The organism is Ruegeria sp. YTSC002 (genome assembly GCF_059609845.1).
The window spans coordinates 42,091-54,711 of the sequence record NZ_JBXWML010000009.1 but is presented as its reverse complement, the minus strand read 5'-3'; the positions used below and the strand labels follow the sequence as shown (position 1 = coordinate 54,711).

At 56.2% G+C, this 12,621-nt stretch carries 14 protein-coding genes; 7 read left to right on the top strand and 7 right to left on the bottom strand.

Translation table 11 applies throughout. The features are described from left to right. Positions 1-75: 75 nt before the first annotated feature. From olsB to tsf, 4 genes are all read left to right on the top strand, one after another. Positions 76-831, top strand: a complete 756-nt coding sequence (olsB, locus tag AC2FFD_RS16310; RefSeq protein WP_170344307.1) for an L-ornithine N(alpha)-acyltransferase — start codon at positions 76-78, stop codon at positions 829-831. Beyond that, on the top strand, positions 818-1,672 hold the full coding sequence (olsA, locus tag AC2FFD_RS16305) for a lyso-ornithine lipid O-acyltransferase (RefSeq protein ID WP_496873564.1): 855 nt from the start codon (positions 818-820) through the stop codon (positions 1,670-1,672). Before olsB ends, olsA begins: the two co-directional genes overlap by 14 nt. A gap of 167 nt (positions 1,673-1,839) precedes the next feature. Beyond that, positions 1,840-2,640, top strand: a complete 801-nt coding sequence (rpsB, locus tag AC2FFD_RS16300) for a 30S ribosomal protein S2 (protein ID WP_496873563.1) — start codon at positions 1,840-1,842, stop codon at positions 2,638-2,640. A gap of 76 nt (positions 2,641-2,716) precedes the next feature. Next, complete coding sequence (gene tsf / locus AC2FFD_RS16295; RefSeq protein WP_152457972.1) at positions 2,717-3,592, top strand: translation elongation factor Ts; 876 nt, start codon at positions 2,717-2,719, stop codon at positions 3,590-3,592. 362 nt (positions 3,593-3,954) lie between these two features. On the opposite strand, the gene AC2FFD_RS16290 is transcribed toward tsf, so the two are convergent. Together AC2FFD_RS16290 and aroQ are read right to left on the bottom strand one after the other, a co-directional pair. Further along, positions 3,955-4,710 (bottom strand): autoinducer binding domain-containing protein, encoded by a 756-nt coding sequence (locus tag AC2FFD_RS16290; RefSeq protein ID WP_170344301.1) that lies wholly within the window; start codon positions 4,708-4,710, stop codon positions 3,955-3,957. Further along, on the bottom strand, positions 4,707-5,156 hold the full coding sequence (gene aroQ / locus AC2FFD_RS16285) for a type II 3-dehydroquinate dehydratase (RefSeq protein WP_170344299.1): 450 nt from the start codon (positions 5,154-5,156) through the stop codon (positions 4,707-4,709). Before aroQ ends, AC2FFD_RS16290 begins: the two co-directional genes overlap by 4 nt. 457 nt (positions 5,157-5,613) lie before the next feature. Here aroQ and AC2FFD_RS16280 point away from each other — a divergent pair, with 457 nt between their 5' ends. Beyond that, complete coding sequence (locus tag AC2FFD_RS16280; protein ID WP_496873562.1) at positions 5,614-6,432, top strand: SDR family NAD(P)-dependent oxidoreductase; 819 nt, start codon at positions 5,614-5,616, stop codon at positions 6,430-6,432. A gap of 28 nt (positions 6,433-6,460) precedes the next feature. Here the strand turns inward: AC2FFD_RS16280 and AC2FFD_RS16275 are convergent, their stop codons facing one another. Further along, entirely contained in the window at positions 6,461-7,090 is a 630-nt protein-coding gene (locus AC2FFD_RS16275; protein WP_170344296.1) for a 2-hydroxychromene-2-carboxylate isomerase, read from the bottom strand. A gap of 198 nt (positions 7,091-7,288) precedes the next feature. Between AC2FFD_RS16275 and AC2FFD_RS16270 the strand changes: the two genes are divergently transcribed. Then, positions 7,289-8,521, top strand: a complete 1,233-nt coding sequence (locus AC2FFD_RS16270; protein ID WP_496873561.1) for a serine hydrolase domain-containing protein — start codon at positions 7,289-7,291, stop codon at positions 8,519-8,521. A gap of 51 nt (positions 8,522-8,572) precedes the next feature. After that, positions 8,573-9,442 (top strand): acyl-CoA thioesterase, encoded by an 870-nt coding sequence (locus AC2FFD_RS16265; RefSeq protein WP_257600729.1) that lies wholly within the window; start codon positions 8,573-8,575, stop codon positions 9,440-9,442. On the opposite strand, the gene AC2FFD_RS16260 is transcribed toward AC2FFD_RS16265, so the two are convergent. The 4 genes from AC2FFD_RS16260 to pstB form a co-directional block, all read right to left on the bottom strand. Continuing rightward, positions 9,439-10,206: an SDR family oxidoreductase gene (locus tag AC2FFD_RS16260; protein WP_496873560.1), complete on the bottom strand. Its 768-nt coding sequence runs from the start codon at positions 10,204-10,206 to the stop codon at positions 9,439-9,441. The genes AC2FFD_RS16265 and AC2FFD_RS16260 overlap by 4 nt on opposite strands. A gap of 187 nt (positions 10,207-10,393) precedes the next feature. Further along, positions 10,394-11,083, bottom strand: coding sequence for a phosphate regulon transcriptional regulator PhoB (phoB, locus tag AC2FFD_RS16255; protein WP_170344290.1), 690 nt, complete (start codon positions 11,081-11,083; stop codon positions 10,394-10,396). 12 nt (positions 11,084-11,095) lie between these two features. Beyond that, a complete protein-coding gene (gene phoU, locus AC2FFD_RS16250; RefSeq protein WP_170344289.1) occupies positions 11,096-11,797 on the bottom strand; it encodes a phosphate signaling complex protein PhoU in 702 nt (233 codons plus the stop codon). A 16-nt stretch (positions 11,798-11,813) separates the two neighbouring features. Continuing rightward, positions 11,814-12,611 (bottom strand): phosphate ABC transporter ATP-binding protein PstB, encoded by a 798-nt coding sequence (gene pstB, locus AC2FFD_RS16245; protein WP_496873559.1) that lies wholly within the window; start codon positions 12,609-12,611, stop codon positions 11,814-11,816. Positions 12,612-12,621: the final 10 nt, after the last annotated feature.

Genomic DNA, 12,621 nt, shown 5'->3' with positions numbered 1-12,621 from the left:
GATGCCCACTTGTTGCCTTCCCCTGAGGAACTGGGGTATCAGCCGCGTTGATAAAACAGGATCGATAAGTCTGACATGCCGGACGCTGGCCCCTCGTTCACGATCAAATTGGCAGAAACCCAGGACGAACTGCGCGCCGCGCAGCGGTTGCGCTATGACGTGTTTGTGCGTGAACTCGGCGGCGGGGGTGAGCTGATCGATCATGTGACCGGGCTGGAACGGGACCGGTTTGATCCCTATTTCGATCACATGCTGGCCATCGATGACGCGACCGGAGAAGTTGTCGGCGTTTACAGGCTGTTACCGGGGGATCGCGCCGCTGACTTGGGGCAGTTTTATTCCGAGGACGAATACGATCTGAGCGTTCTCAAGCAAAGTGGCCGCAAGTTGCTGGAGCTGGGCCGGTCCTGCCTGCACAGGGACTACCGGGGCGGTACGGCCATGTATCATCTCTGGAATGGTCTCTCTCGGTATGTGGCCGAACGTCAGATCGAAGTTCTGTTCGGCGTCGCCAGTTTTCATGGCACGGATGTGCAGGAACTGGCCCAGCCATTGTCCATGCTGCATCACAATCATCTGGCACCGCCAGACCTGCGGGTGAGGGCTCAGCCGAGCGTGTTTCAGACCATGGATCTTGTCGCACCGGACGGGCTGGATCGCCGCCGCGCCATGGTGCAGGTTCCGGCCCTGATCAAAGCCTATCTGAGGCTTGGCGGTTTTGTGGGTGAAGGGGCGTTCATCGATCATACCTTCAATACCACCGATGTGTGCCTGATCCTGGATACGACCCGTATGAACGAGCGGCAGAAGCGCATCTATGGCGGGGCTTGATCCGGTGAATGATCCGCTTTGGAACAGTGAGGATGTGCCGGATCCGATCGAACTGGGTTTTGTCGGCTGGATTCTTGTGATCCTGAGGGGCTTGCCCCTGGCCATCCTTGTGTTCGGTGGGCTGCTTGTTCTGTTGGCCATTCGACTGATCGAGCTGCCGCTTTGTGGCGTTCGACGCCCTGTCACACCGTTCATCAGCCAGTTCGTGTGCCGAAACGCGTTCCGAATCCTGGGAATCGGATTCCGCTGCTCGGGCGCGTTGATGAAGGAACACGGCGCAGTTGTTGCCAACCACACATCCTGGCTGGATATCTTTGCCCTGAACGCCCGCAAAAGGGTCTACTTCGTGTCCAAGGCAGAAGTCGCAAACTGGCCGGGTATCGGATGGTTGGCACGGGCCACCGGAACCGTATTCATCGAGCGGGATCGCAAAAAGGCGCGCGAGCAGACGGCGATCTTCGAAGAACGTCTGAAGGCCGGACATAAACTGTTGTTTTTCCCCGAGGGCACCTCGACCGACGGATTGCGTGTTTTGCCATTCAAAACAACGCTCTTTGCCGCTTTCTTCGCGGATGAATTGCGGGATTTCATGTATGTGCAACCGGTCTCGGTGATTTTCCACGCGCCGAAAGGTCAGCCCGACCGGTTCTATGGCTGGTGGGGCGATATGGATTTCGCGCCGCACCTGCTCAAGACTTTGGGGGCGCGCAGACAAGGATCCGTTGAACTGATCTATCATTCGCCGGCCCGGGTCAGGGACTTCGCCAATCGCAAGGAACTGGCGGCCCATTGCGAAGCGGCGGTGCGCCACGCGCATGCATTGGCGCGGCTTGAAAAATAAGGGCATTGACCCTTGCACTGCGTCCAAACCTGCCGTATACGCGCGCCATTCAAACCCGCAGGTGGGGTTTGGGCCTTGTAGGGGAGACATCCCTATCCGGCCCGCCGGTTGGAGCATCCGCTTCTTTCACCCCCGCCGAGGCGTAAACCGGAAAAGGAAAACACAGCATGGCTCTTCCCGAGTTCACCATGCGTCAGCTGCTGGAAGCTGGCGTGCACTTCGGTCACCAGACACAGCGTTGGAATCCCCGCATGGGCCCGTTCATCTACGGCTCGCGCAATGGCATCCACATCATGGACCTGACCCAGACTGTTCCGATGCTGGACCAGGCGCTGCAAGCCGTTCGTGACACCGTCGCAAAAGGTGGCCGCGTTCTGTTCGTCGGCACCAAGCGTCAGGCTGCCGGCCCGATCGCAGAAGCGGCTGAAAAATCGGCTCAGTACTACATGAACCACCGCTGGCTGGGCGGCACCCTGACCAACTGGAAAACCGTTTCCCAGTCGATCAACCGTCTGAACCAGATCGACGAAGCGATGGAATCGGGCGCCGAAGGCCTGACCAAGAAAGAGCGTCTGGGCATGGAGCGTGACCAGGCCAAGCTGCAAGCTTCGCTGGGCGGTATCCGCGAGATGGGCGGCGTTCCGGATCTGCTGTTCGTCATCGACGTCAAGAAAGAAGCACTGGCCATCGCAGAAGCCAACAAGCTGGGTATCCCGGTCGTGGCTGTTGTCGACACCAACTGCTCGCCCGATGGCGTTGACTACATCATCCCCGGCAACGACGACGCAGCCCGCGCCATTGCTCTGTATTGTGATCTGGCCGCACGTGCCGCTCTGGACGGCATGACCGCTCAGATGGGTGCCGCTGGTGTTGATCTGGGTGCGTTCGAAGAAGCTCCGGTTGAAGAAGCCGTTGCTGAAGAAGCACCTGCAGAAGAAGCCGCGCCGGAAGCCAAAGCCGAAGCGTAAGCTGCCCGTCACGTAAATGACATATGGGGCAGGGTAGACCTGCCCCAATTCCGCTTGAATTGAGGAGAGCCAAAAGATGGCAATCACAGCAGCAATGGTTAAAGAACTGCGCGACTCGACCGGCGCAGGCATGATGGACGCAAAAAAAGCGCTGACCGAAACCGGCGGCAACATGGACGAGGCCGTCGACTGGCTGCGCACCAAAGGTCTGGCCAAGGCGGCCAAGAAATCGGGCCGTACCGCAGCAGAAGGTCTGGTTGCAGTCCACGTCGATGGCGGCAACGGTGTAGCTGTTGAAGTGAACTCGGAAACCGATTTCGTCGCGAAAAACGCCGAGTTCCAGGAAATGGTCGGCAAGATTGCTTACGCGGCTGAAGGCGTAGACAACGTAGAAGAGCTGCTGGCAGCTGATCTGGGCGGCAAATCCGTCGCCGACACCCTGACCGACAAGATCGCCACGATTGGTGAAAACATGTCGGTGCGTCGCATGGCGAAACTGTCGGGCGACACCGTCGTGTCCTACGTCCACAATGCGGCCACCAACGGCATGGGCAAAATCGGCGTTCTGGTTGCTTTGACCGGTGGCGACGAGGCAATCGGCAAGCAGGTTGCAATGCACATCGCGGCCGTGAACCCGGCGGCCCTGTCCGAAGCAGACATGGACCCGGCCGTTGTCGAGAAAGAAAAGCAGGTCCAGATGGACATCGCCCGCGAATCCGGCAAGCCGGAGCAGGTGATCGAAAAGATGATCGAAGGCCGCATGAAGAAATTCGTCGCGGAATCGACTCTGCTGAACCAGCAGTTTGTCGTGAACCCGGACCTGACCGTCGAAGCAGCGGCCAAGGAAGCGGGCGCGACCATCACCGGTTTCATCCGTCTGGAAGTTGGCGAAGGCATCGTGGTTGAAAAAGAAGATTTCGCCGCCGAAGTCGCCAAAGCCGCGCAAGGCTAAAAGGGCACAGGGAAAGTGCCGGCAACGGCCTTTCCCAACAAAATTGAAGGGTTGCGCGCCGCGTAACCCTTTTTTTCTGCCACCGGCGGACTTGAAAGCACTGTAGAGAAGAATTGGAGGGCCCCGCATGATGGGGATGGTCGAGGCCCCCCAAAATTCCGACACCGGCACGCGGACAAATAGGCGCCCCCTTGTCAGATTGATCGGAGAGCTTTGTTATTGCAAAGATCCAATCCAATGTTCCCTGGCTAAAGCCACCACTCACGGAACACTCTCACTTTGCAACTTTTAGGATTGGTTTGAAAAGTAGTGATTTCCTTACCTAAGGTAAACTGACGCGGGATAGCGTCAAAATATTGCGGTTATGCTTCCATAATGAACATCTGGTTGTGCAGTGACGCCTTGAGAACCGCTTGCGCCGTCGTTTCGACCGAAAGAGCTTCGCGCGCGAGTCGCAGGTGCTTTTCTACCGTTGCCGATGTCAGTCCCATCAACAGCGCGATATCCTGAGTGGTTTTCCCGTCACCAACCCATTGCAGAGCTTCGCGTTGACGTTTGGTCAGTGCCCGGTTCGGCGGATGGAACGGCAATGTCAGGATTTTCAGGTGGACGACATTGTTCATGAGCAAAATGTCGTCGCCGTGCTCTTCCCAGACCGCATCCACATCTTCCTGGCTGAGCCCATTGGCGGCCGACAGAGAAATCGCCCCTTTCGAGCGCATGGAAACCGAGTTGAAGCTGACGGTATAGCCGGAAACCACGCCCATGGATTTGTTGAACTCGAAAACTTCGCGCTCCTTGGCGGTCATCGTTCCGCCCGAGTTCATCTCCTGCAACATTTTCCAGCTGGCGGCGCCTTCGTTGTCCAATGCCCACTTCAACATCGGAGCGTGAAAATACAGACCATCCTTGAGGAATCCGTCCACATAAGCCCGTTTGTGGTTCGTCAGGATTACGAAATCTTCCGGATCACCCAGAGACGTCTCTGTCCGGTATTGCGTGTACCCATAGATCAGGCGGGTAAATCCGAACTCGGCCATTTTGCGGCAATGAGCATCCCAAAGGTCTTCCAGGGTTTTGGTGTAGCTGACAAACCGAAGATATTCCTTGAGCTTCATGTCGTGTTGCCCGCTTTCAGATGAGCCGCGAGCGCGTCCAGCGCGAGGATATAGCTTTGGGCACCGAAGCCACAGATCTGACCCAATGCGACAGGGGCTACGTAGGACCTGTGCCGGAAGGCTTCTCGGGCATGAATGTTGGAAAGATGCACTTCGACAACCGGTAACTCTACTGATGCAATGGCATCCATGAGGGCAATCGACGTATGCGTGAACGCCCCTGCGTTCAGTACCAGCCCGCTTTGCACACCACGGGCCGCATGAATGGCGTCAAGCAGCACACCTTCGTGATTGGATTGCAGATGCGTTACATCCAGCCCTATGGACGCCCCATGCTGAACGCAGCGGTCCTCGATCATGTGCAATGTTGTGTCGCCGTAAACCTCGGGCTGCCGTGTACCAAGCAGATTGAGGTTAGGGCCATTCAATACCAAGACGTTATGCATGTTTTCACGATCCCCATACTATGGTTCATAGACGCGAAAAGGCCGGGTTGTCTACCTGACATTAACGGATTGAATACAGACAGGTGCCAGGAAAACAGAACTTGTGATGGAAGAGAAAACCATCTTCAGTCATTCGGCATGACGATACCGCACGTCCGTTTGGAATTGGGCCGTATATTTACGTCCGTTTTTCGTTTTTGGGAAAACAGGATTTCAGGCGCATTGCCGTCGAGTTCACGATCTGAAAACAGGAACTGTCCGGGGTTTTCGGTCGGCCCCTTGCGACGCTGAGTAATACTTGCAAACCGTCTCTGATGCGATTGTAGATTGTCGTGTGAAGTTTTGGTGCAACCCGGGTTCGTGTCAACGCAGCGGGCGGCTGATTGCCGCAAAGACGATAAGGCTTTGAACCGGGTCGGAATGCAAACGAAATCAGATTTGGCAGAGGAACACGACAATGACCCCGGATACCCTTTTCTCGCTGCCCGGCAAAACCGCATTGGTAACAGGCGGCGCCACGGGTATCGGTCGAATGGCCGCTGAAGCGCTGGTCAGAGCCGGTGCGCGTGTTTTGATTGCCTCCCGAAACGGGGACGCGTGTGTCGCGGCCGCCGCCGAGTTGAATGCGCTGGAGGCACCGGGAAGTGCCGAGGGGTTTGCCGGAGACATCGGCAGCGAGGCAAGTATCGCCAAACTGGTTTCAGACATTCAGGACCGAACGGAAAGGCTTGATATTCTTATGAATAACTCTGGCGTGACCTGGGGTGCACCCTTGGGGCAGTTTCCGTATGACGCGTGGGACAAGGTGATGTCGGTCAACGTGGCCGGGGTTTTCGAGCTTACCCAGAGGCTGCTGCCGATGTTGATGCAATCCGGAACCGCAGACGATCCGGCCAGGGTCGTGAATGTCGGGTCCGTGATGGGAGAGGTCCCCATGGGGGATGGCGCCTACAGCTATTCAGCCTCGAAGGCTGCGGTTCTGCATCTGACGAAAATCATGGCCAAGGAACTGTCGCCTTACCACGTGACGGTCAACGCGCTGGCTCCGGGGCCGTTCGTATCGCGGATGACAGCCTTTGCTACGGCGGATGAGGTCAAGCGTGAAAAGGTCGGCAAGTCAGTGCCGCTTGGGCGCGTCGGCTGTGATGAAGATATAGCGGGATGTGTGCTGTTTCTGTGCGGACGCGGCGGCAGTTACGTAACCGGTTCGATTATCCCGGTTTCCGGTGGGATCAACGTAGTTACGTCGGGCAATATCTTTGCCGAAGCCTTCTAAGCCACGCTGCGGTCAGAGCTGAACCCGGTCACAACGTGTTGGATTTGTGCCGTTTCTTGTGTTTCGACAGCTCAATTTCCAGGTTCGGCAAGCTGTTCTTGCCAAAGAACATTTCAGACCCGTAAAACAGGCTGGGAACGCCGAAAACGCCGCGTCGCACGAACGATTTGGTCTGATCCTTCAGATCCTGTTTGATTTCAGGGCTTGTCATGGCCTCGCGCAGCTTGCGAACCGGCAGTTCGTTTTCTTGCAGAATATCGACGAGAACAGCCAACTCGTCAGCTTTTTGTCCATGCACCCAAATCGCATCAAAAACGGCGCTTATATATCGATTTTCCCATGATTTGCCTCTGGCAAAGTGGGCGCCACGCATCGCAAATTTCGTATTGATCGGAAAATGCGGGCTCATGTGAAAGCTCAGCCCGCGACGTCGCGCGAACCGATGCAAGTCATGGGTAAGATAGGCAGTTTTCTGACGGTTCTCGGAAAACGCCTGAAACGGGCTCTGGTTGTGTGTTGCCTTGAAAACAACAGGCAGAAGGACAGGGGAATACGTGATCCTGGCATTATGCCGCGCGGCGAGCTCTGGCAGCATCTTGTGAGCCAGAAAGGCATTCGGGCTGCAAAAATCGTAAACGAAATCTATGTTTTGCGTCATGATGTTCCTCCAGGCCGGTCCGACATGACCCCATCCAACAATTTACAAGCGAATCTGTATCGGTTTCATTGTATCACCTGGATGAAAGGCGTGCCTCTTGGCTCTGCTTGTATAACCATTCATTTCAGCCCGGGTTCTGCTGTTGTTTCAGGCCCCACTCATGCACGATATTAATCAACTTCTGGTGGAACTCAAAAAATGCTTCGAAAACAAGCCATGTTCGATGAAACGCGTCTGAACCGGATTCGTATCTGGATGGACCGCTATGTTGATCAGCGTAAATACGCGGGCTCGTCCTTTTTGCTGAAGCACAAAGGGGATGAGTTCTTTTTTCACTCCAGCGGTCTTCGAAACCTGGAAGAGGCTCTACCGTTCCAACGCGACACGCTGGTGCGCATCTACTCGATGACCAAACCCGTCACCTCTGTTGCCTTGATGATATTGGCGGAACGTGGGCTGTTTCACCTTGACGCGCCTCTGTCCGATTTCCTACCCGAATTCAATCAGATGCAGGCTCTGGTACCCGGCGCGGAAAGGCTGGATCAAACCGAAGACGCAGCCCCCCCAACTCTACATCAGTTACTCACCCACACCAGTGGTCTCAGCTATCCGTTCAATCCCGGGATTCTACCGGACGCGATGGATGAAAAGGGTCTTATCTTCAAACCGGATCAAGGGCCTCTTAAAGATCGCGTACGTGACCTGGCAGAGTTACCTTTGGCATTCCAACCCGGAACACGGTGGGAATACTCTGTCGGAACCGACGTGCTTGGACGCGTTGTCGAGGTCGTCTCGGGACAGACCCTGGAACAATTTTTCCGGCAGGAAATCTTGGCGCCCCTCGAGATGCGCGAAACCGGGTTTTCAGTACCAGCCGGGGCAGGGGACCGGTTCGCATCCCTTTACACGCCGCTGGCCGGCGATGCGATGGCGTTGAACTCGCTTGACCAAGGAAGTGATCCACTACGATTGATCGATTCTTACGAGGGCTCGCCATTCGAGAACGCGACGACCTTTTCAGGCGGCGGCGGGCTGGTGTCCACAATCGACGACTATGCCAAATTCGTCGAGATGCTACGTAATCGAGGGGCCGGAAATGGCCATCAACTGCTTGGCCCGAAAACGGTGGACTTCATGATGCGCAACCACTTGCCGGGTGATATCGCTTCGATGGGACCAAAGAGCTTTGCAGAACAGCCGATGGAAGGCATGGGGTTTGGCCTTGCCGGATCGATTGTTCTGAATCCGGGTCGGGTGCGTGTGCCCGGTTCCGTTGGTGATTTCAGCTGGGGGGGCATGGCCTCGACCTATTTCTGGATCGACTGGCAGAACGACCTGACGGCTGTGTTCTTAACGCAACTGTCGCCGTCCAGTTCCTATCCATCCCGGGCTGAACTCAAGGCATTGGTGCACGCCGCCATGATTGAATGATCTTGCTCAGGCTGATACCCGGGTCTCGAATAATCAGCCTGAGAGCAAACAATGACCGAAGCGGAACGCATCTTACTGGATCTTCTGGATATCGAACGGCTTGAGGTCGATCTTTTCCGCGGCACAGGATCAGGTGGAGAAACACCAACCCGGATTTTCGGCGGTCAGGTCATTGCGCAGGCCTTGGCCGCGGCGTACAGAACCGTGGAAGACCGGTTGTGCCATTCCCTGCACGCTTATTTCATTCGCCCTGGAGACCCAGATAAACCCGTTATTTATCAAGTTGATAGGGCGCGGGACGGGGGGTCGTTCACTACCCGCCGCGTCGTTGCCATTCAGAATGGCAAACAGATCCTGAACATGTCGGCATCCTTTCACGTTCAGGATGAAGGTTGGGATCATCAGCATCCGATGCCAACCGTGAATCCTCCGCAGACATACCCATCCCGCTCCGAGCTTCGACAAGCATATGTAGATCGCGTGCCCGAAGGTTTTCGCGGTGAACTTCTGCGTGAACGCCCGATCGAAGTCCGCGAGGTGGATCATCTGGATCCGTTCAACCCCGAAGTGTCAGACGACCGCAACCAGACATGGTTTCGAATGGCGGCCGCCGCGTCTGCGGATGCGAAAACTCAACATCTTCTGTTGGCCTATGCGTCGGATATGAACCTCATGTCGTCGGGCTTGCGACCTCACGGGCTGAGCTGGTTTTCCGGAGAGTTCAACGGCGCCAGCCTGGACCATGCTCTGTGGTTTCATGCACCCGTTAAATTTCAGAACTGGCATCTGTATGTGATGGATTCTCCGTGGACGGGGCAGGGACGCAGCTTCAATCGTGGTTCGATCTATTCAGAAGACGGAACCCTTGTCGCGTCGGTGGCTCAGGAAGGTCTTATGCGGAAGGCGCAGGGAAAACGTTAAATATCTGGCGTAAAGCGTTGATTCAACTTGCGCATTCCGCCCAGCCAGCGATCATAATCGGCCGCTTTGAGTTGCAGATAATCCAGAACCTGCGGATGTGGAAGAACCAGAAACCGTTCTTCCCGGATGGCTTGTACGCAGGCTTCAGCGACGTCTTCGGGCTCCAGCATTCCGTCGATCGATGCCACTGAAACCTCGTGCCCTTCAGTCATCTGCGACCGAACCGCCTGAGGACAAAGAACCGAGACCCGCAGACCTTTGGTGCCATATGTCAGCGACAGCCACTCGGCAAATCCGACCGCCGCGTGTTTCGTGACGCCGTATGGCGCCGCACCTGGTTGGTTCAGCAAACCCGCCGCAGAGGCCGTCGTCAAAATATAACCGCCGCCACGACCGATCATGCGAGGCACCAGATGTCGCGCTGTCCACACGTGTGACATCACGTTGATTTTCCAAATTTTTTCCCATTGATCGTCCGGAACATCCAGACCGCCAAGCGTCAGGATGCCGGCATTTGCGCAGAACAGATCAATTGGGCCGACAGTGTTTTCGGTGTAATCAATCAACGCCTTGATCTGATCCTCATCCGAGACGTCACATGTGAAGGCAACGCCGCCAGTTTGGGTTGCGATGTCACGGGCTCCGGCTGCGTCAATATCCGAACAGATGACGCGCGCACCTTCCTGAGCAAAGCGTTCCGCCAAACCCCGGCCAATGCCATCTGCGGCGCCGGTCACGATGACAGTTCTATCTCTGAGCTCCATAGCGCACCCCAAAACAAATCTTGTGTGTCCTGGTCAACGTGTTCACTTTGCGGTCAAGTTACAAGCGGACAATATTCACCATAATACCAATTATGCGACCATTAGGTGAGCATGGTGAATTCACAAACGAAGTGCGACCCCTGTTAAAATTCAAACGGTTTGCACGCTACAAGCCCACGCCAAATAGCTACCCCAATGCGTATCCTGCGCCGCGGACGGTTCGCACTGGATCGGTTCCGCCATATTGCGTCAGAGCTTTGCGCAGACGCCCGATATGCACATCGACCGTTCGGGTATCGACATAGATGTCGCGGCCCCAAACCCGGTCCAGCAATTGCTCGCGGCTCCAGACCCTGCCCGGCTTTTCCATGAACGTGCTGAGAAGCCGGAACTCGGTCGGCCCGAGCTTGAGTGGTTTGTTGTCCCGGCTGACTTTATGCGTCTCGGAGTCAAGAATAATGTCATCGAATTCCAGGCGCAAACCAACTGTCGAAGGACGGACGCGGCGCAATTGCGTGCGCACGCGCGCCATCAGCTCGACCACGGAGTATGGCTTGACCACGTAGTCATCCGCCCCGGTTTCAAGACCGCGAACCTTGTCCACCTCCTCGGACCGGGCCGACAGCATGATTATCGGGATTGAACGCGTGTCCGGGCGGCTTTTCAGACGACGACAGACCTCGATACCGCTCAGATTGGGCATCATCCAGTCCAGGACGATGATGTCCGGACTGTCTTCATCCACCAACAACATGGCTTCTTCACCGTTGGCAGCCTTTGAAACCCGAAATCCTTCTGCTTCAAGATTGTAGGCCAGAACTTCGCGCTGAGCCATTTCATCCTCTACAACCAGAACGGTAGGTTGATCTGCGGACATCTCGCTCGCCTCCTACACGGTTTGCGACGTGTTGTCGGCTTTGGGCCGAGCCTCGGTCGGGCGGTCGCCGGTGACCAGGTACACAACCTGTTCGGCGATCGAGGTTACGTGATCGCCCATGCGTTCGATATTCTTGGCGATGAAATGCAGGTGCATACAGGCCGAGATATTGCGTGGGTCTTCGGCCATGAAGGTCAGAAATTCCCGGAAAAGGCCGTTATACATCTGGTCAACTTCTTCATCGCGGTTGATGACGTCTGTGGCCAGTTCCGCATCGCGCTGAATATAGGCATCCAGCGCATCACGCAGCATCCGTTCGACCTCGCGTGCCATCCGGCGCAAGGCCGCAGCGCTTCCGGAGATCTCGCTGGCATTGACCAGAACCGTGGTTCGTTTGGCGATATTCTTGGCATAGTCGCCAATGCGCTCAAGGTTGCCGGATACCTTCAGAACCGACAGGATCAGCCGCAAGTCACCGGCCGTGGGTGCACGCAGCGCAATCAACCTGGCGGTTTCTTCATTGATCAGTTCTTCAAGCGCGTCGATGGCTTTGTCGCCTTTTCGCACCTCTTGCGCCAACTCTTCATCGCGGGTTTCCAGCGAGCGGGCCGCGCCTATGATGGCGGCCTCGACCAGCCCGCCCATCTTCATGATATGCGCTTGGATCGCCTCGAGGTCGCGATCAAAAGCAGTGGCAATATGTTGTTCGCTCATTGTCAGATACCTGTGCTTAGCCGATACGGCCTGTAATGTAGCTTTCCGTGCGCGGATCTATCGGATTGGTAAAGATCTGGCCGGTTTCACCGAATTCAACCAGATTACCCAAGTGGAAGAAGGCCGTTTTCTGACTGACCCGTGCCGCCTGCTGCATCGAGTGGGTGACGATCACAACAGAAAACCGCGACCTCAGTTCATCGATCAACTCTTCGACCTGTGCTGTCGCAATCGGATCAAGGGCCGAACACGGCTCGTCCATCAACAGAACTTCGGGTTCGGTGGCGACGGCCCGGGCGATGCACAAACGCTGCTGCTGGCCGCCGGAAAGGCCGGTGCCCGGTGCATCCAGACGATCCTTGACCTCATCCCAGATCGCGCCGCGGCGCAGGGATTTTTCCACGATTTCATCCAGTTCCGCCTTGTTGCGGGCCATGCCGTGAATGCGCGGGCCATAGGCCACGTTGTCATAGATCGATTTCGGGAACGGGTTGGGTTTTTGGAACACCATTCCGACCTTGGCGCGCAACTGGACCGGATCGACACGCTTGTCATAGATGTCTTCACCATCCAGCAGGATGTCGCCTTCGACGCGGCAGATATCGATGGTGTCATTCATTCGGTTCAGGCAGCGCAGGAAGGTGGACTTGCCACAACCAGATGGCCCGATGAAGGCCGTCACGGTCTTGTCTTCGATCTCAACGCTCACGTCCTTGATGGCATGGGTATCACCGTAGAAAACCTGTACGTTCTTGGCGTTGATCTTGATGTCTTTGGAGTCCACGGTTCTCTCCACTCGTGTCATGTCGTTCATTCCAGCCCCC

Excerpts from the sequence above, each read along its gene's own strand:
- olsB (WP_170344307.1), top strand. The coding sequence starts at position 76 with ATGCCGGACGCTGGCCCCTCGTTCACGATCAAATTGGCAGAAACCCAG.
- olsA (WP_496873564.1), top strand. The coding sequence starts at position 818 with ATGGCGGGGCTTGATCCGGTGAATGATCCGCTTTGGAACAGTGAGGAT.
- rpsB (WP_496873563.1), top strand. The coding sequence starts at position 1,840 with ATGGCTCTTCCCGAGTTCACCATGCGTCAGCTGCTGGAAGCTGGCGTG.
- tsf (WP_152457972.1), top strand. The coding sequence starts at position 2,717 with ATGGCAATCACAGCAGCAATGGTTAAAGAACTGCGCGACTCGACCGGC.
- AC2FFD_RS16290 (WP_170344301.1), bottom strand. The coding sequence starts at position 4,710 with ATGAAGCTCAAGGAATATCTTCGGTTTGTCAGCTACACCAAAACCCTG.
- aroQ (WP_170344299.1), bottom strand. The coding sequence starts at position 5,156 with ATGCATAACGTCTTGGTATTGAATGGCCCTAACCTCAATCTGCTTGGT.
- AC2FFD_RS16280 (WP_496873562.1), top strand. The coding sequence starts at position 5,614 with ATGACCCCGGATACCCTTTTCTCGCTGCCCGGCAAAACCGCATTGGTA.
- AC2FFD_RS16275 (WP_170344296.1), bottom strand. The coding sequence starts at position 7,090 with ATGACGCAAAACATAGATTTCGTTTACGATTTTTGCAGCCCGAATGCC.
- AC2FFD_RS16270 (WP_496873561.1), top strand. The coding sequence starts at position 7,289 with ATGCTTCGAAAACAAGCCATGTTCGATGAAACGCGTCTGAACCGGATT.
- AC2FFD_RS16265 (WP_257600729.1), top strand. The coding sequence starts at position 8,573 with ATGACCGAAGCGGAACGCATCTTACTGGATCTTCTGGATATCGAACGG.
- AC2FFD_RS16260 (WP_496873560.1), bottom strand. The coding sequence starts at position 10,206 with ATGGAGCTCAGAGATAGAACTGTCATCGTGACCGGCGCCGCAGATGGC.
- phoB (WP_170344290.1), bottom strand. The coding sequence starts at position 11,083 with ATGTCCGCAGATCAACCTACCGTTCTGGTTGTAGAGGATGAAATGGCT.
- phoU (WP_170344289.1), bottom strand. The coding sequence starts at position 11,797 with ATGAGCGAACAACATATTGCCACTGCTTTTGATCGCGACCTCGAGGCG.
- pstB (WP_496873559.1), bottom strand. The coding sequence starts at position 12,611 with ATGAACGACATGACACGAGTGGAGAGAACCGTGGACTCCAAAGACATC.